Source organism: Thiomonas sp. FB-6 (assembly GCF_000377645.1).
Taxonomy (GTDB): Bacteria; Pseudomonadota; Gammaproteobacteria; order Burkholderiales; family Burkholderiaceae_C; genus Thiomonas_A.
The window spans coordinates 522572-542035 of the sequence record NZ_KB898471.1 but is presented as its reverse complement, the minus strand read 5'-3'; the positions used below and the strand labels follow the sequence as shown (position 1 = coordinate 542035).

Genomic DNA, 19464 nt, shown 5'->3' with positions numbered 1-19464 from the left:
CGAGGCCTGCCTGGGCTCAGGGCGTCTCGGGTTCGCGCGAGTCGATCAGCACCTGGTGGCTGCTGCGGCCGCGCTGCCAGCCGCGGGCGCGGCGCCAGTTGCCGGCGCCGTCCATGTCCCAGGCATTGCCGGGGTTGGTCCAGTGCACGCGCAGGCCTTCGCGGATGACCTTCGCCTTGGCCTCGGGGTCCAGGATGGGCGCGGCGATCTCGACGCGGCGGAACAGGTTGCGTTCCATCCAGTCGGCCGAGGAGATCCACACATCCTCGGCGCCGTCGTTGTGGAAGTAGAACACTCGCGCATGCTCCAGGAAGCGGCCGATCACCGAGCGCACGCGGATGTTCTCGGACAGTCCGGCGATGCCCGGGCGCAGCATGCAGGGCCCGCGCACCAGCAGGCGGATCTCCACGCCGGCGCGCGCGGCCTTGTACAGCTCGCCGATCACCGTGGGCTCGAGCAGCGCGTTCACCCGCGCCCAGATGCGCGCGGGCTTGCCGGCGCGCGCCAGCCGCGCCTCGTGGCGGATGGAACGGATCAGCTTGTCCAGCAGCGAGAAGGGCGACTGCCACAGGCGGCGCAGCGGCGCGAAGCGGGAGGAGCCGGTGATCTCCAGGAACACCTGGTTGACGTCGGCGCAGATCGCCTCGTCGGCGGTCATGAGCCCGAAATCGGTGTACAGGCGCGCGGTGCGGGTGTGGTAGTTGCCGGTGCCCAGGTGCACGTAGCGGCGCAGCTGCTCGGTGCGGCGCCCGGTGCGTTCGCGGCGCACCACCATGAGCATCTTGGCGTGGCACTTGAAGCCCACCACACCGTACACCACATGCGCGCCCTCGGCCTCCAGGCGCGCCGCCCAGTTGATGTTGGTTTCCTCGTCCAGGCGCGCCATCAGTTCCAGCACCACCGTGACTTCCTTGCCGTTGCGCGAGGCCTCGATCAGCGCCTCCATCAGGTCGGAGGTGTGCCCGGCGCGGTAGATGGTCTGCTTGATGGCCAGCACCTGGGGGTCGCGCGCGGCGGTGCGCACCAGATCCACCACCGGCGCGAAGCTGTCGTAGGGGTGGTGCAACAGCACGTCGCCGGCGCGGATGCGCTCGAACAGCTCGGGCTCGGCGCCCGGCCAGCCGGGCAGCGCGGCCGGCAGGTGGGGGGGATAGGTCAGGCGCGACTGCGGCAGCATGTCGATGACCGACTGCAGGCGCGCCAGGTTGACCGGGCCGTCCACGCGGAAACAGTCGCGCGCGTGCAGCCCGTTCTCGCGCATCAGGCGCTCCAGCAGCGGCTGCGGGCAGGCGGAGGTGACCTCCAGGCGCACGGCGTCGCCGTAGTGACGCGCGCGCAGCTCGCCCTGCAGCGCGGTGCGCAGGTTGGTGATCTCGTCGTCGTCCACGAACAGTTCGCTGTTGCGGGTGACGCGGAACTGGTGCACGCCCTGCACCTTCAGGCCGGGGAACAGATGGCCGGCGTAGGCCTGCATCAGCGAGGACAGCAGCACGAAACTGTGCAGTTTGTCGTCCTCCACCAGATCCTGGGGCATTTCCAGCACCCGGGGCAGGGCCCTGGGTGCCTGGATGATGCCCAGGTCCACGTTGCGCCCGAATGCGTCCGTGCCCTCGAGCATGACGGCGAAGTTCAGGCTCTTGTTGAGCACCTTGGGAAAGGGGTGCGCGGGGTCGAGGCCGATGGGCGTGAGCACCGGCAGCACCTCGCGCTCGAAATAGGAGCGCGCCCAGCGCTGCTGGCGCGGCGACCATTCCCCGCTGGTGACGAAACGAACGCCCACGTCGCGCAGCATGGGGTAGATGGCCTGTTGCAGCACCCGGTACTTCTCGGCCACCAGCGCGTGCGTGTCGTCGGCGATCAGGCGCAGCGCCTCGGCCACCGGCAGGCCGTCGGGGGTCAGCGCGGCCGGCTCGTGTTCCAGCAGGTCCTGCAGCTGCGCCACGCGGGTCTCGAAGAATTCATCCAGGTTCGACGCGACGATGCACAGATACCGCAGGCGCTCCAGCGGAGGAATGGCCGGATCCTGCGCCTGCGCCAGCACGCGGCGGTTGAAGGCCAGGATACCGATTTCTCGGTTGATCAGGGGAGAGGGTGCTGGCTTGGCCATGGATCGGCGGGAAACGGACGCGGGCGGAATCGGGAAAGGCTTACGATCCCACATTCCCATGAAATCTACATGACATCGTCAAGGGCGTGTCATCCGGCCGTGTTCCACTTGCGCCATGTCCCTGAAAGTCCAGCATCTCGCCGCCGTCGATCTCGGATCCAACAGCTTTCGCATGTTGGTGGGCAAGGCCGCCGAGAGCCCGCACGGCGCGCAGATCTACCCGCTGGATTCGCTGCGTGAGCCGGTGCGCCTGGGCGCGGGCCTGGACGAGAACAAGAGCCTCACCGAGGAGAGCCAGCAGCGCGCGCTGGCCACGCTGCGCCGTTTCGGCGAGCGCCTGCGCCAGTTCCACCCCGAGCGGGTGCGCGCGGTGGCGACCAACGCGGTGCGCGTGGCCAAGAACGCGCCGGCCTTCCTGGAACGGGCGCAGCAGGCGCTGGGCTTCCCGATCGAGGTGATCGCCGGGCGCGAGGAAGCGCGCCTGGTGTACATCGGCGCGGCCCACTCGGTGACCCCGTCCGCGGGGCACCGCCTGGTGGTGGACATCGGCGGCGGCTCCACCGAGTTCATCATCGGCTCGGGGCTGGAGCCGCGGGTGATGGAATCGCTGTACATCGGCTGCGTGTCGATGACCCGCGAATTCTTCCCCGCCGGGCGGGTCGACGAGCAGCGCATGAAGTCGGCCGAGCTGGCGGCTCGGCGCGAGATCCAGATCATCGCGCGCGGTTTCCGCAAGACCGGCTGGGCCTCGGCGGTGGGCTCCAGCGGCACGGCGCGCGCACTGGCCGACATCCTGGTGGGCAGCCAGCTCAATGATTCCGGCGCCAGCCTGGGCATCACGCGTGGCGGCCTGCGCCGCCTGCGCAAGATCTACGTGCAGGCCGAGGACCTGAGCACCCTGCGCATGCCGGGGCTCAAGCCCGACCGCCTGCCGGTGGCCGCCGGGGGCCTGGCCATCATGCTGGCGGTGTTCGAGGAGCTCGGCCTGAAGGACATGGAGGCCACCGACGCCGGCCTGCGCCTGGGGGTGCTGTACGACCTGCTCGGGCGCGAGCAGCAGCAGGACATGCGCGAACTCACGGTGCAGCAGTTCACCGAGCGCTACGCGGTGGACGCGCGCCAGGCCGCGCGCGTGGAGCAACTGGCGCTGGCGCTGCTCGGGCAGCTCGATCCGCAGGCCTCGTCCGAGCGCCGCCAGGCGCTGCGCTGGGCCGCGCAGCTGCACGAGGTGGGCCTGTCGATCTCCCACAGCGCCTACCACAAGCATTCCGCCTACATCGTCGGCAACGCCGACATGCCCGGCTTCTCGCGCAGCGAGCAGGCGGCGATGGCGGAGATGCTGCTGTGCCACGGCGGCAAACTGAAAAAACTCGGCGCGCTGACCGGCCCGCCGGTGGACCTGCGCTCGCTGCTCGCGCTGCGCCTGGCGGTGCTGCTGGCGCGCAACCGGCGCGACGTGGAACTCGACGGCGGGCTGCGCCTGGTGGCCGGCGCGCAGGGCGTGTCGGGCACGCGCATCGAGGCCGGCGCGCGCTGGCTGCGCGCCTCGCCGCTCACCCAGTACAGTCTGGAGCAGGAGGTCTCGGAGTGGCAGCGCGTGGGCCTGGACCTGCAACTGCAGCTGCAGGCCCAGCTCGTGTCCTGAGGGGCTGTCCCCCCTCAAGCGTTGCCGAGGAAGTGCCGCGCGTAGCGCTGCTGCACGGCGTCCAGGCGCATCAGCAGCGGGAAGTCGGCGGTGTTGAAGTCGGGGTCCCAGGCCGGCGCGCCGCAGACCCGCGCGCCCACGCGCAGATAGCCCTTGAGCAGGGCCGGGGCTTCCGCGGGCAGGTCCTTGCGCAGGTTGTCCACCGGCAGCGCGACGCGGGCTTGCACCTGATCCTCGGCCGGCGCCAGGTGCGTGGCGCGCAGCCGCGCCCACAGGCTGGCGGCGTAGTGCCCGCCATCGCGCATGGACACGCTGGAGCAGCCGATCATCGCCTGCAGCTCGTGGCGCCGCATGTAGTCGGCCAGTCCCGCCCACAGCGCCATGATCACGCCACCGCTGCGGTGCTCGCGGTGCACGCAGGCGCGGCCCAGCTCGAGCAGGCGCGGGCGCAGATGCAGCAGGCGCGTGAGGTCGAATTCGGTCTCGGAATACAGGCCGCCGATGCGCTTGGCCTGGTGCGGGGGCAGCACGCGGTAGGTGCCCACCAGCCGGTCCTCGGCGTCGCGCGCCAGCAGGTGGTCGCAGTAGGGGTCGAAGATGTCGATGTCGTGGCCCGGCTCGGGGCTGCCGCTGCGCGCGCCGAGTTCGTCGACGAAGATCTTCCAGCGCAGGCGCTGGGCTTCGCGCACCTCGTCCGCATGACGCGCCCAGGAGATGCGCAGCTTGCCGCGCGCGCTGGCCGTCTCGGTGCAATGCCGGCCCTGGCGGGAAGAATCCGCGGGGTCGTGATCGAACATTCCAGGCTCCTCGTGTGGGGTGTTGCAACACGATACGAGAGCCACATGTCGATCCCGTGACCAAACCGTGACGCCGCGATGACAGATTCGGGCGCCACGGCCGGCCCCGTGCCGAGCCGTGGGCCCACCGCGGTCTCAGTCGATCAGATCAGGGCTGACGCAGGCGCGCAGCACGCGGTTGGGCTGGCCGTCGCGCTCGCGCTCGCACACCCACACGAGGCCGGCCTTGCGCAGTGTGAACGCGGCCTCGGCCTCGCACAGCCAGCGCAGCGCGGCACTGCCCAGCGAGGGCTGGTGTCCGCACAGCACCAGCGCGTGGCCGTCCTCGCGGCTGGATTCGATCAGGTCCAGGATGTCCACCACGCCGCGGTCGGGCGCCAGTTCGGCGCGCTCGACCGGGTAGTCCGCCAGCGCCAGCGCGGTCTGCCGGCTGCGCAGCGCGGGACTGCAGCACACGGTCCAGGGCTTGGGCACGTGGGCCTTGATCCACGCGGCCATCGCGCTGGCGTCGCGCCGGCCCTCGCGGGTCAGCGCGCGGCGCAGGTCGTCGCCGCCGGGCGCGGATTCCTCCGCTTCGGCATGACGCCAGAAAAGGACATGCAGCAGGGTGCTCATCGGGAAGGTCCGGCAGGGCCCGGCTCCGGCGCTTGAGCTGCCGAGCCTGCCGGCACTGTAGCGCGCCCGGCCCGCGCCGTGCAGGCCTTTCCCGCAAGAAACCCGGGGTTTCAGCAGGGATCCGGTTCGACCGGCGCCCCCTGCAGGGCCATGACCAGGCGCCGCGCGGCTGCCTGCAGGTCCAGTGCGTGCTCGGGCTCGAGTTCACGGGCGCGCTGGAACAGCCGCTCCGGCGAGGGCCAGCCGCCGGCGCGGCGCGCCAGCGCGATGGTGTTCTCGCCCTGCTCGGCGCTCATCGCGGCGACCCCCGACTCGAAGGCCGCGCGCATGCGCCGGATCGCCTCGTCGCGCCGGAACTGCGGCGCCCACAGGTTCGACACCAGCAGGCCGCCCGGTCGCAGTGCGCGCGCGCAGGCGTCGTAGAACTCCTGGCTGGACAGCGACTCCGGCAGCCCGGCGGAATCGAAGCCGTCGAGCAGCAGCACGTCACAGCTGCGCTCGTGCTCGCGGATCCACGCGGCTCCGTCGGCCTGCACCACGGCGAAGCGTTCATCGTCGGGCGGCACGGCGAAGGCACCGCGCATGGCGATGACGTCGGGGTTGATCTCCACCGCCGTGAAGCGCGAGCCGGGCAGGTGGGCACGGCAGTACTTGGCCAGGGAGCCGCCGCCCAGCCCGATCATGACCACGTGCTCCGGCCAGGGAAGCACCAGCACGAAGGCCATCATCGCCCGCGTGTAGTCCAGCACCAGTTGGGTGGGGTCGGCGCTGCGCATGCGGCTTTGCAGGGCCGACATGCCGAAGTGCAGCGAGACCTCGCCTCGCTCCTGGCACAGGAAAGGCTCGTCGGGACGGCGGCGGCGCCGCATCATCCAGCCGTGCGGCGCAGCGCCGGGAACAGGATCACGTCGCGGATGCTGGCGGCGTCGGTGAGCAGCATGACCAGGCGGTCGATGCCGATGCCGCAGCCGCCCGCCGGGGGCATGCCCACCTCGAGGGCGCGGATGTAGTCGGCGTCGAAATACATGGCCTCCTCGTCGCCGGCGTCCTTGTTCGCCACCTGCGCGGCGAAGCGCGCCGCCTGGTCCTCGGGGTCGTTGAGTTCGGAAAAGCCGTTGGCGATCTCGCGCCCGGCGATGAACAGCTCGAAGCGTTCGGCCACCGTCGGGTCGGCGTCGCTGGCGCGGGCCAGCGGCGACACCTCCACCGGGTAGTCGACGATGAAGGTCGGCTGCCATAGCTTTTCCTCGACCACGGCCTCGAACACGCCGAATTGCAGTTCCGGCACTCCCCAGTGCGCGGGCGCCGGCTCGCCGGCGCGCCGCAGCAGTTCGCGCAGCGCCTGCGGGTCGTCGAGCGAGGCCGGGTCCAGCCCGGCATGCAGCGCCACCGAGTCGCGCACGCTCAGCCGCGCGAAGCCGGAGTCGAAGTCGATTTCGCGGCCCTGGTACTGGAAGCGCGCGGATCCGCGGGCGCGGATCGCGGCCTGGCGCAACAGGCCCTCGGTGTAGTCCATCACGTCCTGGTGGTTCCAGTAGGCGCAATAGAACTCCATCATCGTGAACTCGGGGTTGTGGCGTACCGAGATGCCCTCGTTGCGGAAGTTGCGGTTGATCTCGAACACCCGCTCGAAGCCGCCCACCACCAGGCGCTTCAGGTACAGCTCGGGCGCGATGCGCAGGAACATCTGCTGGTCCAGCGCATTGTGGTGGGTGATGAAGGGCTTGGCGTTGGCGCCGCCGGGGATGGGGTGCAGCATCGGGGTCTCCACCTCGACGAAGCCGGCCTGTTCCATCTCCAGGCGCAGCGCCGAGACGATGCGCCCGCGGTCGACGAAGCGCTGGCGCGCCTCCGGCGTGACCAGCAGGTCGACGTAGCGCTGGCGGTAGCGCGTCTCCACGTCCTCCAGGCCGTGGAACTTGTCCGGCAGCGGATGCAGGTTCTTCGCCAGCAGCCGCACCTCGGCGGCCTGCACGGTGAGCTCGCCGCTGCGGGTCTTGAACAGGGTGCCGCGGCAGGCCACGATGTCGCCGAGGTCGAAGTGCTTGAAGGCGCCGTGGCCGGCCTCGCCGGTATGGTCGTTGGTGACGTAGATCTGGATGCGCCCGCTGGCGTCCTGCAGGGTGCCGAAGCTGGCCTTGCCCATCACGCGCTTGAGCATCAGGCGCCCCGCCACCGAAACCTGGCGCGCCAGCGCCGGCAACTCGTCGGCGGGCACCGGGTCGTAGTCGGCGTGCAACGAGTCCGCGCGGGAGTCGGGCTTGAAGTCGTTCGGGTAGGCGCTGCCCTGCGCGCGCAGCGCGGCCAGCTTGGCTCGGCGTTCGCCCAGCAGAGCGGAGGCGTTCGCGGGACTGCTGGGCGCGCTTGCGCCGGGCGCTTCGGCGGATGGCTTGGTCATGAGGCGAGTTGTTGGCGAAGGTAATCGATGGAAGCGGTGGTCTCGTCGCTCAGCCCCTGCGCGTCGCGGGTCAGCAGGGCCTGCTCGATGCGCGTGGCCAGGGTCTTGCCCAGCTCCACGCCCCACTGGTCGAAGGGGTTGATGCCGTACAGCCAGCCCTCGACCACGGTGCGGTGCTCGTACAGCGCGAGCAGGGCGCCCAACTGGTGCGGGCACAGTTCGCGAATCCAGATGAAGGTCGACGGGCGCCCGCCCGGACAGGCGCGGTGGTGCGCGGCACGCAGCGCCTCGGCCGCGGGCATGCCCTGCTGCATCAGCTCGCGCTGCCAGCTCGACGCGTCCTTGCCGTTCCATAGCGCGTCGGCCTGGCCCAGCGCGTTGGACAGCAGTGCGAGGTGCTCGGCCTGGCGCGCATGCCAGGGCCTGGCCACGGCGACGATCTCGTGGAACACCGGAACCGCCGCCTGGTGCAGCAGCTGGAAGTAGGTGTGTTGCACCGGCGTGCCCACGCCGCTGATCACCGCCGGGCCGCTCACCGCCACCGGCTGCAGGCCGTCGGCCGAAGTGGACTTGCCCAGGGATTCCATCAACAGCTGCTGCAGGTACAGCGGCATGTGGGCGAAGGCGTCGCCGTACAGGCCGATGGACAGCAGCGGCAGCCCGAAGCGCACGCGGTAGGCGTGCGACAGGCCGGCCAGCAGCCCCGGAGCGCTGGCGCCCAGCGGAGTCTCGAGGAAATGCCGGTCCATCTCCAGCGCCCCGGCGTGCAGCTCGGCCACCGCGTCGGCGCCGAAGGCCAGCAGCAGGGCCATGCCATGGGCGCTCCACAGGGAAAAGCGCCCACCGATCTCGGGCAGCGAGCGGAACACCTGGGCCATGGGCATGCCGAAGCGCTGGTAGGCGGCCTCGGCGTTGGCGGTCAGCGCCACCAGGCGGGCGCGCGCTCCGGCCGGCCCCAGATGGGCCTGCAGCCACTGCACCACCGATTCGGCGTTGCGCATGACCTCCTGGGTGCGGAAGGACTTGCTGTTGATCAGCACCCAGGTGCGTGCCGGGTCGCTGGCCCGCAGCGCGGCGTCGAGGGTCGATCCGTCCAGGTTGGCCACCCAGTGCACGCGGCAGCGTGGCTCGCGCAGCACCGACAGCGCGGTGTGCAGAGCCAGCATCGGCGTCTCGGAACCCCCGGCGCCCAGGTGGATGATGTCCAGCGGCTGCCCGGACGAGCCGATCAGATCTTCGGCCCACTCGACCATGCGTACGTGTTCGGCCTGCAGGAAGCCGGCGGCGGCCGCGGAGGCTGCGTCGCGCCCCTGCGCCCCCAGGCGCGAGAGCATGTGCCAGGCCGGGCGGCCCTCGCTGCCGTTGAGCACGCTGCTGGAGACCAGGTCGGCGGGCTGCTGGGGCAGCGTGGCCAGCGTGGTGCGGGCCGTGGCCAGCGCCTGCGCGCCGTGGCGCGTGAACTCCAGGCGCAGGCCCGAGGTGTCGATGGTGGAACTTGCGGGCATGTCGGGCGTCGGCCCGGCGCACCGGGCGGGTTCGGGAGGGCGGCGTACGCCTTCGAGGGCGTGTGCTTGTCGGCGTGTGCTTCTCAGGGACCTGCTTGGTTTCCCCCGCGCCAAACCTGGGGATTCTACCGGGTCCGCCGGCTTGGCCGGCGGACCGCGCGGCAGGGGACTCTAGAATGTGCGGCGCGGCAGGCCGCCGCCGTCCAACGAGAGCGACTTCCCACCCATGATCTTCGTCACCGGAGGGGCCGGGTTCATCGGCGCCAATTTCGTGCATTCCTGGCTGCGGCGCAAGGACGAGCCGCTGCTGGTGCTGGATGCGCTGACCTACGCCGGCAATCCGGAAAACCTCGCCGAGTTGCGTGGCGACAGCCGCCTGGGCTTCGCGCGCGTGGACATCTGCGACCGGCCCGCGGTGCAGGAACTGCTGCGCAGGCACCGGCCGCGCGCGCTGGTGCATTTCGCCGCGGAAAGCCACGTGGACCGTTCCATCGACGGGCCGGGCGAATTCATCCGCACCAACGTGCAGGGCACCTTCGAGTTGCTGGAAGCCGCGCGCGCCCATCTCGCGGGCCTGGAGCGCGAGCAGGCGGGCGCCTTCCGCTTCCTGCACGTGTCCACCGACGAGGTCTTCGGCTCGCTGGGCCCGCAGGACGCGCCCTTTCGCGAAACCACGGCCTACGCGCCCAACAGCCCCTACGCGGCCAGCAAGGCGGCCAGCGACCATCTGGTGCGGGCCTGGCACCACACCTACGGGCTGCCGGTGCTGACCACCAACTGCTCGAACAACTACGGGCCCTACCAGTTCCCGGAGAAACTCATTCCGCTGATGATCCACCATGCACTGGCGGGCAAGCCCCTGCCGGTGTACGGGGACGGCAGCAATGTGCGCGACTGGCTGTACGTGGAGGACCACTGCCGGGCCATCGAGCTCGTGCTGGCGCGCGGAGAACCCGGGCGCAGCTACAACGTGGGCGGGCGCAACGAGGTGCGCAACATCGACCTGGTGCGCCGCCTGTGCTCCCTGCTGGATACCCTGCGCCCGCGCGCCGACGGGGCCAGCTATGCGGGGCAGATCGCCTTCGTCGCCGATCGTCCGGGGCACGACCGCCGCTATGCCATCGACGGCTCGCGCATCGCCTCCGAACTGGGCTGGGCCCCGCAGGTGGACTTCGCCGCCGGCCTGGAACGCACGCTGCGCTGGTACCTGGAACGCGAGGACTGGGTGGCGCATGTGCTCGACGGCAGCTACCGCGAGGCGAGCCTGCCGTGAACGCAGCGCTGCGCTCCGGCCGGAGTCCGCGCATCCTGCTGCTGGGCGCCGACGGGCAACTCGGCTGGGAATTGCGCCGCGCGCTGCTGCCGCTGGGCGAACTGGTGCCCATGGGACGCGCGCAGGCCGACCTGGGCGACGCCGCGGGGCTGCGTGCGCTGCTGTCCGGCCTGCGTCCGCAGGTGGTGGTCAACGCCGCCGCCTACACCGCGGTGGACCGCGCGCAGGACGAGCCGGAGGCGGCGCAGCGCGTGAACGCCGAAGGCCCGGCGCTGCTGGCCGACTACGCGGCGGCCAGCGGCGCCTGGCTGCTGCACTATTCCACCGACTACGTGTTCGACGGCAGCGGCACGCGGGCCTGGCGCGAGGACGATGCGCCGCGCCCGCTGAGCGTGTACGGGCGCAGCAAGCTCGACGGCGAGCGGGCCATCCGCGCCAGCGGCTGCGCCCACCTGATTCTGCGCACGTCCTGGGTGTTCGCGGCGCGGGGGGCGAATTTCGCCAAGACCATGGTGCGCCTGGCGGGCGAGCGCGAATCCTTGCGCGTGGTGGCCGACCAGGTGGGCGCGCCCACCTCCGCGGAGCTGATCGCCGACCTCAGCGCGCTGGCGCTGCACCGCCTGTTGCGCGAGCCGGAACTCGCCCGCGCCAATGCCGGGCTGTACCACCTGAGCAGCAGCGGTAGCACCAGCTGGCACGGTTACGCCTGTCATGTGCTCGAGCATGTCGAGCGCCGCGGCATGCGCCTGCGCTGCCGGGCCGCGGACGTGCAGGCCATCGGCACCGCGGACTACCCGGTGCCGGCGCCGCGCCCGGCCAATTCCCGCCTGGACTGCCAGGCGCTGCAGGCCTGGCTGGGGGTGTGGCTGCCGCCCTGGCAGCCGCAGGTCGAGCGCATGCTCGACGAAGCCTACGCGCTCTGAGCCAGGGGACAGGACCCCAGGCCCGCGGGCGCGGGTGTGGCCTCTCAAGAAAACGCCGGGCCGCCCCAAGTTTTCTTGACCCCCACGGGGGGCGGGCTGGGCGCAGCCCGGCCCTGGGGGCGCTCAGGACTGCTGGATCTCGATCTTGACCTCCAGCACCTCGAGGGACTCGTGGCGTTCGAGCTTGACCTGGATGTCGTTGGGATCGATGCGCACGTAGCGCGAGATCACCTCCATGAGGTCGCGTTGCAGCGCCGGCAGGTAATCGGCCGGCGCGCCGGAGGCGCGTTCGTGGGCGAGGATGATCTGCAGGCGTTCCTTGGCGATGCTCGCGGTCTTCTTCTTCTCGCCCAGCAGGAAGGACAGGATGGACATGGGCATTCTCCTGCTCACCGGCCGAACAGGCGCTTGAACAGACCGGGCTTCTGGTACTCGGTGAAGCGCAGGGGGCGCTCCTCGCCGAGGAAGCGCGCGATCACGTCCTGGTAGGCGCTGGCCACGTCGGAGCCGTCCAGGTGGATGGCCGGGGTGCCCTGGTTCGAGGCCTGCAGCACGGCCTCGCTCTCGGGCACCACGCCGATGAGCTTCAGGCGCAGGATTTCCTGGATGTCGTCGATGGACAGCATCTCCCCCTCCGCGACGCGCCGGGGGTTGTAGCGGGTGATCAGCAGGTGCTCGCGGATGGGCTCGCCCCCTTCGATGGCGCGCCGGGTCTTGGAGCCCAGGATGCCCAGGATGCGGTCGGAATCGCGCACCGAGGACACCTCGGGGTTGGTGACGATCAGCGCCTCGTCGGCGAAGTGCATGGCCAGCAGCGCGCCGCTCTCGATGCCCGCCGGGCTGTCGCAGACGATGTAGGTGAAGCCCATCGCGTCGAGTTCCTCCAGCACCTTCTGCACGCCTTCCGGGGTCAATGCGTCCTTGTCGCGGGTCTGCGACGCGGGGAGCACGAACAGCTGGTCGCAGACCTTGTCCTTGATCAGCGCCTGGTTCAGCTTGGCCTCGCCCTGGATGACGTTGATGAAGTCGTACACCACACGGCGCTCGCAACCCATGATCAGGTCCAGGTTGCGCAGGCCGACGTCGAAGTCGATGACCGCGGTCTTGTGCCCGCGCAGGGCCAGGCCGGAGGCGAAGGCCGCGCTGGTCGTGGTCTTGCCGACTCCGCCTTTGCCCGAGGTGACGACGATGATTTTTGCCATGGTGACGGAAAACGAATGGGAGTAGGGCCGCTGGGGAAATGGGGGAATGGATCGGGAGTTCCGGCTCGCTGCCTGGGGGCTCAGCGCCCGCGTAGCGGCTCGAAGCGCAGCGTGTCGCCTTCGAGCAGCACCTGCGCGCTCTTGCCCGCGACCTCGGCCGGCAGGGGCTGCTCGGCGGTGCGGTACACGCCGGCGATGGCCACCAGTTCGGGCTCCAGGCAACTGCAGAAGATGCGCGCGCCGGCGTCGCCGTGCGCGCCGGCCAGTGCGCGCCCGCGCAGCGCCGCGTAGACGTGGATGTTGCCCCCGGCGATGATCTCCGCGCCGTGGCTGACCGCGTCCAGCACGATCACGTCGCCGGCCGAGTACACGCGCTGGCCCGAGCGCAGCGGCCGGTCGACCAGCACGGTCGACGCACCCGCGGCAGGCGCGGCAGCGGCCTTCGCGGCTTCGGCGGCCGGCACGGCCGCGCCGGAGGGCTGCGGGGCGGCGTCGGCCGCCGGCCGCGCCCGCCCGTGCAGCAGCGGCAGGCGCGTGGCCGGCGCCTCGCCGGCGCCGGCGAGCAGGCCCAGCGGACGCAGCCCGCGCTCGGCCAGCCAGTCGGCCAGCGCGTCCACGTCCAGCGCATGACCTTCGGGCAGGCGGCTCAGGTCGATGACCAGCGCCTCGCCGCGGAAAAAGTCGGGCGAGCCGGCCAGGTGCTGTTCCAGCGCCTCGCGCAGCGCGCCCGGGTCTGCGCTGCGCGGACTGAGCTGCAGCGCCTCGACGGCGCCGGCGCGCAGGTCGAACAGCGGGGATTTGCGCGCCGTCATGGGCGGCGGGCCGGCAGGCCGGCGGCATGCGGGGGGCCGGGCTGCTTGCAGCCCGCTGCCCGCGGGGTTGGGGTCGACTCGGGGCGGGGCGGCGAAATCACGGTGCGCAACGCTGGCTCGAAGGGGGCGATGGGGGCAGGTTGAGGGCTCGAAGGGGCCCGACCCCGCGTATGGTACTTGGCCGCGTGCTTGCCCGGCCGCACAGGCGGGCCTATAACGCGAAGGCAACCGCGGCCATTGCCGCCGGATCCGCGGGGCCGCGCAGGCGGGCCCGCCGTACCGCGATGCAGGACTGGACCACCCACGAGGTCGACAACGTGGTCGACCCCCCTCCCGAGCACAACCTCTTCGATGCCGACCAGGCGCTGCGCGAGGCGGTGCTGCGCGAAGGCGCGGCCTGGGCCGACGATGCGCTGCACGGCATCGGCGCCGAGCTGGGCCAGGCGCGCCAGGCCGAACTCGCATGCCTGGCCAATGCCCACCCGCCCGAGTTGCACGCCTACGATGCCCAGGGGCGGCGGGTCGACCAGCTGCGGTTTCATCCGGCGTGGCACGAACTCATGCAGGGCATCTGGCGCCGCGGCCTGCATTGTTCGCCCTGGCTGCAGGCGCGTCCCGGCGCCTTCGTCGCGCGCGCCGCGGCCTTCGTGCTTCAGGGGCAGGTGGAGGCGGGCACGCTGTGCCCGACCACCATGACCTTCGCATCGGTGCCGCTGCTGCGCGCCGAGCCGCAACTGTGGGACAGCGTGCAGGGGCATGTGCTGAGCGCCGAGTACGACCCCGCCGACGCGCCCTTGCCGGCCAAGCGCGGCATGCTGGTCGGCATGGGCCTGACCGAGAAGCAGGGAGGCTCGGACCTGCGCGCGCTGAGCACCCAGGCGCGTGCCCTGGAGGCGCCCGGGCGCGGCCGCGCCTACGCGCTGCGCGGGCACAAGTGGTTCTTCTCGGCGCCCCAGTCCGACGCGCACCTGGTGCTGGCGCGCGAGCCCGGTGCCGCGCCCAGCTGTTTCTACGTGCCGCGCTGGACGCCCGACGGCCGGCGCAACGCGCTGCGCCTGCAGCGCCTGAAAGACAAGATGGGCAACCGTTCCAACGCCAGCGCGGAGGTGGAGTTCGAGGACGCCTGGGGCCTGATGATCGGCGAACCCGGGCGCGGCATCGCCACCGTGCTGCGCATGGCCCACTCCACGCGCATGGACAACGTGCTGGGTTCCGCCGCGCTGCTGCGCGCGGGCCTGGTGGCCGCGCTGCACCACGCCAGGCGGCGGCGCGCCTTCGGCCAGGCGCTGCAGGCGCATGCCGCGATGCAGGCCGTGCTGGTCGACCTCGTGCTGGAGAGCGAGGCGGCCACCACGCTGGCGTTGCGCCTGGCCTGGGCCTACGAGCACGCCGGCGCGGACCCGCTGGCAGGCGCCCTGCAGCGCATTCTGACCCCGGCCGCCAAGTTCTGGGTGTGCAAGCGCGCGGTGCAGGCCCTGGCCGAGTGCATGGAAGTGCTGGGGGGCAACGGCTACGTGGAGGAGTCGGCGCTGCCGCGCCTGCTGCGCGAGGCGCCGGTGAATTCCATCTGGGAGGGCAGCGGCAACGTGGTGGTGCTGGACCTGCTGCGCGCCCTGCGCACGGAGCCGGAGGCCGGTGCCGCGCTGCGCGAATGGCTGGCGCGCGCCGGCACGCTGCCGGCACAGGCGTTGCGCGACTTCGAGCTGCTGTGCGCGCAGGCGCTGCACGACGCCTCGCTGGCGCGCCAGCTGGCGCAGCAACTGGTGCTGCTGGTGCAGGCCGCGCTGCTGAGCGCGCACGCGCCGCAGGCCGTGGCCGACGCCTTCGTCGACACCCGCCTGCGCGGGGCGGGCGGGCGGGTGTTCGGCGTCGGCGTGCCCATCGGCCAGGCCGACGCGCTGCTGCGCCGCGCCTGGCCCATGGATTGACGGGAAGGGCCGTGCGGCGGCTTCAGCGCCGGCCGTAGCCGGTCCACTCCAGCACGTGGGTTGCCAGCCAGGCCGAGAACACGCCGATCAGCGCCCCTCCCAGCACGTCCGCCGGGAAATGCGCGCCCACCGCCATGCGCGACCATGCGACCCAGAGCGCGTAGGCCACCAGCAGCCCGCGCAGGCTCCAGTGCGCGCCCGGCAGCATGCTGGCCATGGCGGTGAAGGCGAAGGCGCTGTGGCCCGAGGGAAAGCTGTGGTACAGCTCGGGGCGACCGATCACGTGCACGGCGCCCAGACCCAGCACCAGGGGCGGGCGCGGGAAATCCAGCCAGGGCTTGATCGAGGCCACGAACAGCCAGTCGAACAGGTAGGCGATCAGGAAGCACAGCACCGCGCGCGGGTCCAGCAACTGAGGACGCTTGTGCGCCAGGGCCAGCGCGAGCGCGGCCCACAGCGGGTAGTACAGATGGTCGCCCGCCAGCGTGCCCCAGGCGGCCAGGTGGTTCCACAGCCACCCCGATCCGGCGTGGTTGACGTCCAGGAACAGGCGCTGGTTGAGCCCGCCCCAGGCATACCACCAGGGGCCGTTCACGCCAGCACCTTCCAGCCCAGCGCGGCGATCCACAGGCCGACGCCGGCGAGCGCGCTGAGCGCGGCGATGCCGAACAGCCAGCGCTTGCCGGTCAGCGCCGTGATCGAGGCCAGGGAAATGGCGATCTGCAGCGCGATGATGGCGCGCAGGATCGCCGCGTGCGGGCGGCTCAGGTGCAGCGAGTGTTCGTTGGCGTGGGCCGAGGCGGCGTCGAGCTCACGCGCCTTTTTCGCGATTTCGCCCTTCTGCGCCACGTACTTGGCGATCTTGGCGTCGATCGCGGGGCGCCGTTCGGCCGGCGCCAGGTCGCGCGACAGCTCCATCAGGTGCTGCTTGGTGCTCACCGCCTGGTAGTAGTTCCACTGGTCGGTCGCATGGGCCTTCTCCAGCACCGCCTCGTTCTTGTTCAGCAGCACCTCTTCCATGAGCACCGAGCCCTGGTAGCTGACCAGCGCGCCCAGCGCCGCCAGCACCGCGGTGAACACCGCGACCCACTGGTTCAGGCGGGAGGGATGGGCCTGCGCGGCGTGGTGCAGCATTTCCTCGTGGGGGGCGTGGGCGTGAACGCCGTTCTCGCTCATGGTCTTCGGTCCTCGTCTCGGGGCGGGGGCGCGCTCGGCGCCGGGTTCATTCGTAGCGCAGCGCGGCCGCGGGTTGCACGCGCGAGGCGCGCCAGCTCGGGTACAGCGTGGCCAGCAGGCTCAGGCCCAGCGCGATCAGGGTGATGCTCAGCACGTCGCCCAGGCGCGGATCGCTGGGCATGGTGTGGATCAGGTACACGCTGCTGGGCAGGAACTGGGTGTGGAACAGCCATTCCAGGAAGGAGACGATGGGGTCCACGTTGAAGGCGATGAGCAGGCCCAGGGCCACGCCGGAGAGCACGCCGAACACTCCGGTGACGGCCCCCTGCACCACGAAGATGCCCATGATCGAGCGCGGGCTGGCGCCCTGGGTGCGCAGGATGGCGATGTCCGATTGCTTGTCGGTGACCGTCATCACCAGCGTGGACACGAGGTTGAACGCGGCCACCGCGACGATCATCGCCAGGATGATGAACATCATGCGCTTCTCGATCACCACCGCCTCGAACCAGGTGCGGTTCTGCGCGGTCCAGGGCTGCGCGACCAGGTTGGGCGGAAGCATCGCCTGCAGTTGCTGGGCGACCGCCGGCGCGTCGTCGATGGAGCGGGTCTGCAGGCGCAGCCCGGTGGGGCCCTGGGTGAGGAACAGGCGCGAGGCGTCGCGCAGGTCCAGCAGGGCCAGGCTGGAGTCGTATTCGTAGTGGCCGATGCGGAACACGCCGACCACGCGCAGGCTGCGCAGGCGCGGGATCATGCCCGCCGGGGTCAGCGAGCCGCTGGGCACGACCATGGTGACCAGATCGCCCACGCCCACGCCCAGGCGCTGTGCCAGGTCCTCGCCCAGCACCACGCCGAATTCACCGGGGCGCAGCGCGTCCAGCGAGCCGGCGACCATGTGCGAGGCGATGCTCGAGACCTGGGGCTCCAGCCGGGGCTCGACCCCCCAGGCCAGCACGCCGAACAGGGAATTGCCCTGGGCCAGCAGGGCCTGTCCCTGCACCACCGGGGCGAGGCCGGTGACCTGCGGGTCGCGGCGCAGGCGCGCGGCCAGGGCCTGCCAGTCCGGCCCCAGCGAGCCGCCGTCGGCGCTGAGCACCTGCACGTGGGGAATCACGCCCAGCATGCGGTCGCGCACCTGTTCCTGGAAGCCGTTCATGACCGAGATGACCACGATCAGCGCGGCCACGCCCAGCGCGATGCCCGCCACCGAGATGAAGGAGATGAAGGAGATGAAACCGTTGTGCCGGGTTCGCCGGCCGGCGCGCGTGTAGCGCCAGCCGATCAGCAGTTCGAAAGGCCAGGCCGAGGGCGCGGGCGGCGGTGCGGGCAGGGGCGAACCGGCGGGAACGGGGGGGGCGGACATGGGCGAGCAGTGTATGCGTGTTGCCCGCGGGCGGGCCCGGCGCGGGGGGCACGCGGACGGTGGCGCGCGCGTCGTAGCTAGGGCAAATCCCGATGTGTGGAACGTTGTGGTCCGGACGGGCGGCGCATATAGTGGCGTCTACGGAACAAAACGTCTCATTTTTTAAAAAACAATTCGCGTCGGCCGTCGGCCCGCGGGTTCCGTGCCGAGTCCCGGCCGCCAGGCCGGGGCGCAGCAGCAGTGCAGCCCCAACGCCCTTTCGTCGAGGAGACACCATGAGCGCATCACCATCGCGGGCCATGCCCGATCCCGGGGCATCCCCTGGCCTGGCCGCGCCGAGCACCAGCAAGGCCCTGATCGTGTTCGCCAGCACGCTGGGAACGACCATCGAGTGGTACGACTTCTTCCTCTACGGCGTGCTCACGCCACTGGTGCTCAACCGCCTGTTCTTCCCCAACCTGTCGCCGGTGATCGGCACCATCGCCGCCTACACCACCTTCGCGGTGGGTTTCCTGTCCAGGCCCATCGGCGGCATCATCTTCGGGCATTTCGGCGACCGCATCGGACGCAAGACCATCCTGGTCCTGACCATGCTGATCATGGGGGGCTCGACCTTCCTGATCGGCGCGCTGCCCACCACCGCGGCGGTGGGCGTGGCCGCTCCGCTGTTGCTGCTGGTGCTGCGCGTGCTGCAGGGCATCGGCATCGGCGGCGAATGGGGCGGCGCGGTGCTCATGACCATCGAGCACGCCAGCCCGGGCAAGCGCGCGCTGTACGGCAGCTGGCCGCAGCTGGGCGTTCCCCTGGGCCTGATGAGCAGTGCCGCGGTGGTGGCCGTGCTCAACCTGCTGCCGGACAGCGCCTTCATCAGCTGGGGCTGGCGCGTGGCCTTTTTCATGAGCGGACTGCTCGTGGCCATCGGCCTGTACGTGCGCCTGAAGATCCTGGAAACGCCGGACTTCGAACGCGCCCAGCGGGAAAAGCGCATCGTGCCGGTGCCGGTGGCGGTGATGTTCCGCGACTTCAAGCGCGAGGTGCTGCTGACCCTGGGCGCGCGCTACGTCGAGGGCGCCTGCTTCAACACCTTCGGCGTGTTCAGCATCTACTACATCACCCATTCGCTGGGCCTGACCCGCGGCGACGCGCTCACCGCGGTGATCATCTCCTCGGCCCTGATGCTGCCCTTCATCGTGCTGTCGGGCTGGGCCGCGGACCGCTTCGGGCTGCGCCGGATCTTCTCCATCGGCACGGTGTTCATCGCGGTGTCCACGGTGCTGTCCTTCTGGATCATGCACAACTGGGGCGCGCACAACTACGGCGTCGTGCTGCTGGGCCTGATCATCCCCTTCAGCCTGGGCTACCCGATGGTCTACGGGCCCGAGTCCTCGCTGTTCGCCAGCCAGTTCGACGCCCACGTGCGCTACACCGGGGTGTCCTTCGCCTACCAGTTCTCCGGCATCTTCGCCAGCGGCCTGACGCCGCTGATCGCCACCGCGCTGATCGGTGTGGGCCATGGCAAGCCCTGGCTGGTGGCCGGCTACATGGTCGTGGTGTCGCTGGTCAGCCTGGTGTCCGTGAGCCTGATGCGGGGCATCTCCCGCGAGGATGCGCAGCGCGCCTGAGGCCGCGCGGGCGAGCAGGGACGGCCCGCCCCGCGGGCCGATGCGAAAAAGGCCCCGGCGTCGTCAAGGCGCCGGGGCCTTCGCATGCCGGCCTGGAG

At 71.1% G+C, this 19464-nt stretch carries 17 protein-coding genes; 5 read left to right on the top strand and 12 right to left on the bottom strand.

Annotated features, from left to right (window positions below; all coding sequences use genetic code 11):
• Nucleotides 1-16: 16 nt before the first annotated feature.
• Nucleotides 17-2107 carry a polyphosphate kinase 1 gene (ppk1, locus tag D466_RS0102480; RefSeq protein WP_018912116.1) on the bottom strand — a complete coding sequence of 697 codons (2091 nt, stop codon included), beginning with the start codon at nt 2105-2107 and terminating at the stop codon, nt 17-19.
• Nucleotides 2108-2222: 115 nt separating this feature from the next.
• Here ppk1 and ppx point away from each other — a divergent pair, with 115 nt between their 5' ends.
• Complete coding sequence (gene ppx / locus D466_RS0102475) at nt 2223-3752, top strand: exopolyphosphatase (RefSeq protein WP_018912115.1); 1530 nt, start codon at nt 2223-2225, stop codon at nt 3750-3752.
• 14 nt (nt 3753-3766) lie between these two features.
• On the opposite strand, the gene D466_RS0102470 is transcribed toward ppx, so the two are convergent.
• From D466_RS0102470 to D466_RS0102450, 5 genes are all read right to left on the bottom strand, one after another.
• Nucleotides 3767-4549, bottom strand: a complete 783-nt coding sequence (locus D466_RS0102470; RefSeq protein ID WP_018912114.1) for a GNAT family N-acetyltransferase — start codon at nt 4547-4549, stop codon at nt 3767-3769.
• Between the two features lie 135 nt (nt 4550-4684).
• Complete coding sequence (locus D466_RS0102465; protein ID WP_018912113.1) at nt 4685-5164, bottom strand: histidine phosphatase family protein; 480 nt, start codon at nt 5162-5164, stop codon at nt 4685-4687.
• Between the two features lie 110 nt (nt 5165-5274).
• The gene (locus D466_RS0102460) at nt 5275-6036 is read right to left on the bottom strand and encodes a methyltransferase domain-containing protein (protein WP_018912112.1); all 762 of its coding nucleotides are present in this window, start codon (nt 6034-6036) and stop codon (nt 5275-5277) included.
• The gene (gene lysS / locus D466_RS0102455) at nt 6033-7562 is read right to left on the bottom strand and encodes a lysine--tRNA ligase (RefSeq protein ID WP_018912111.1); all 1530 of its coding nucleotides are present in this window, start codon (nt 7560-7562) and stop codon (nt 6033-6035) included. The genes D466_RS0102460 and lysS overlap by 4 nt, the downstream gene beginning before the upstream one ends.
• Nucleotides 7559-9067, bottom strand: coding sequence for a hypothetical protein (locus tag D466_RS0102450; RefSeq protein ID WP_018912110.1), 1509 nt, complete (start codon nt 9065-9067; stop codon nt 7559-7561). Before D466_RS0102450 ends, lysS begins: the two co-directional genes overlap by 4 nt.
• Before the next feature lie 226 nt (nt 9068-9293).
• Between D466_RS0102450 and rfbB the strand changes: the two genes are divergently transcribed.
• Entirely contained in the window at nt 9294-10340 is a 1047-nt protein-coding gene (rfbB, locus tag D466_RS0102445) for a dTDP-glucose 4,6-dehydratase (RefSeq protein WP_018912109.1), read from the top strand.
• Nucleotides 10337-11263, top strand: a complete 927-nt coding sequence (rfbD, locus tag D466_RS0102440; RefSeq protein WP_018912108.1) for a dTDP-4-dehydrorhamnose reductase — start codon at nt 10337-10339, stop codon at nt 11261-11263. Before rfbB ends, rfbD begins: the two co-directional genes overlap by 4 nt.
• Before the next feature lie 123 nt (nt 11264-11386).
• On the opposite strand, the gene minE is transcribed toward rfbD, so the two are convergent.
• The 3 genes from minE to minC all read right to left on the bottom strand — a co-directional run bounded on the left by minE (nt 11387) and on the right by minC (nt 13277).
• Nucleotides 11387-11638, bottom strand: a complete 252-nt coding sequence (gene minE, locus D466_RS0102435) for a cell division topological specificity factor MinE (RefSeq protein ID WP_018912107.1) — start codon at nt 11636-11638, stop codon at nt 11387-11389.
• A gap of 14 nt (nt 11639-11652) precedes the next feature.
• Complete coding sequence (gene minD / locus D466_RS0102430; protein WP_018912106.1) at nt 11653-12465, bottom strand: septum site-determining protein MinD; 813 nt, start codon at nt 12463-12465, stop codon at nt 11653-11655.
• An 80-nt stretch (nt 12466-12545) separates the two neighbouring features.
• Nucleotides 12546-13277, bottom strand: coding sequence for a septum site-determining protein MinC (gene minC / locus D466_RS0102425; protein ID WP_018912105.1), 732 nt, complete (start codon nt 13275-13277; stop codon nt 12546-12548).
• A gap of 284 nt (nt 13278-13561) precedes the next feature.
• Between minC and D466_RS0102420 the strand changes: the two genes are divergently transcribed.
• A complete protein-coding gene (locus tag D466_RS0102420) occupies nt 13562-15205 on the top strand; it encodes an isovaleryl-CoA dehydrogenase (RefSeq protein ID WP_018912104.1) in 1644 nt (547 codons plus the stop codon).
• Nucleotides 15206-15227: 22 nt separating this feature from the next.
• Here the strand turns inward: D466_RS0102420 and D466_RS20325 are convergent, their stop codons facing one another.
• The 3 genes from D466_RS20325 to D466_RS0102405 are packed head-to-tail and all read right to left on the bottom strand — an operon-like array spanning nt 15228 to nt 17744.
• Entirely contained in the window at nt 15228-15800 is a 573-nt protein-coding gene (locus D466_RS20325) for a phosphatase PAP2 family protein (protein ID WP_018912103.1), read from the bottom strand.
• Entirely contained in the window at nt 15797-16381 is a 585-nt protein-coding gene (locus D466_RS0102410) for a DUF4337 domain-containing protein (RefSeq protein ID WP_018912102.1), read from the bottom strand. The genes D466_RS20325 and D466_RS0102410 overlap by 4 nt, the downstream gene beginning before the upstream one ends.
• A gap of 46 nt (nt 16382-16427) precedes the next feature.
• A complete protein-coding gene (locus D466_RS0102405; RefSeq protein WP_018912101.1) occupies nt 16428-17744 on the bottom strand; it encodes a lipoprotein-releasing ABC transporter permease subunit in 1317 nt (438 codons plus the stop codon).
• 275 nt (nt 17745-18019) lie between these two features.
• On the opposite strand from D466_RS0102405, the gene D466_RS0102400 reads away from it, so the two are divergent.
• On the top strand, nt 18020-19366 hold the full coding sequence (locus D466_RS0102400) for an MFS transporter (protein ID WP_231385647.1): 1347 nt from the start codon (nt 18020-18022) through the stop codon (nt 19364-19366).
• Nucleotides 19367-19464: the final 98 nt, after the last annotated feature.

What these genes read in the sequence shown, in the direction of transcription:
- ppk1 (WP_018912116.1), bottom strand. Translation starts at nt 2,107, where the DNA reads ATGGCCAAGCCAGCACCCTCTCCCCTGATCAACCGAGAAATCGGTATC.
- ppx (WP_018912115.1), top strand. Translation starts at nt 2,223, where the DNA reads ATGTCCCTGAAAGTCCAGCATCTCGCCGCCGTCGATCTCGGATCCAAC.
- D466_RS0102470 (WP_018912114.1), bottom strand. Translation starts at nt 4,549, where the DNA reads ATGTTCGATCACGACCCCGCGGATTCTTCCCGCCAGGGCCGGCATTGC.
- D466_RS0102465 (WP_018912113.1), bottom strand. Translation starts at nt 5,164, where the DNA reads ATGAGCACCCTGCTGCATGTCCTTTTCTGGCGTCATGCCGAAGCGGAG.
- D466_RS0102460 (WP_018912112.1), bottom strand. Translation starts at nt 6,036, where the DNA reads ATGATGCGGCGCCGCCGCCGTCCCGACGAGCCTTTCCTGTGCCAGGAG.
- lysS (WP_018912111.1), bottom strand. Translation starts at nt 7,562, where the DNA reads ATGACCAAGCCATCCGCCGAAGCGCCCGGCGCAAGCGCGCCCAGCAGT.
- D466_RS0102450 (WP_018912110.1), bottom strand. Translation starts at nt 9,067, where the DNA reads ATGCCCGCAAGTTCCACCATCGACACCTCGGGCCTGCGCCTGGAGTTC.
- rfbB (WP_018912109.1), top strand. Translation starts at nt 9,294, where the DNA reads ATGATCTTCGTCACCGGAGGGGCCGGGTTCATCGGCGCCAATTTCGTG.
- minE (WP_018912107.1), bottom strand. Translation starts at nt 11,638, where the DNA reads ATGTCCATCCTGTCCTTCCTGCTGGGCGAGAAGAAGAAGACCGCGAGC.
- minD (WP_018912106.1), bottom strand. Translation starts at nt 12,465, where the DNA reads ATGGCAAAAATCATCGTCGTCACCTCGGGCAAAGGCGGAGTCGGCAAG.
- minC (WP_018912105.1), bottom strand. Translation starts at nt 13,277, where the DNA reads ATGACGGCGCGCAAATCCCCGCTGTTCGACCTGCGCGCCGGCGCCGTC.
- D466_RS0102420 (WP_018912104.1), top strand. Translation starts at nt 13,562, where the DNA reads ATGCAGGACTGGACCACCCACGAGGTCGACAACGTGGTCGACCCCCCT.
- D466_RS0102410 (WP_018912102.1), bottom strand. Translation starts at nt 16,381, where the DNA reads ATGAGCGAGAACGGCGTTCACGCCCACGCCCCCCACGAGGAAATGCTG.
- D466_RS0102405 (WP_018912101.1), bottom strand. Translation starts at nt 17,744, where the DNA reads ATGTCCGCCCCCCCCGTTCCCGCCGGTTCGCCCCTGCCCGCACCGCCG.
- D466_RS0102400 (WP_231385647.1), top strand. Translation starts at nt 18,020, where the DNA reads ATGAGCGCATCACCATCGCGGGCCATGCCCGATCCCGGGGCATCCCCT.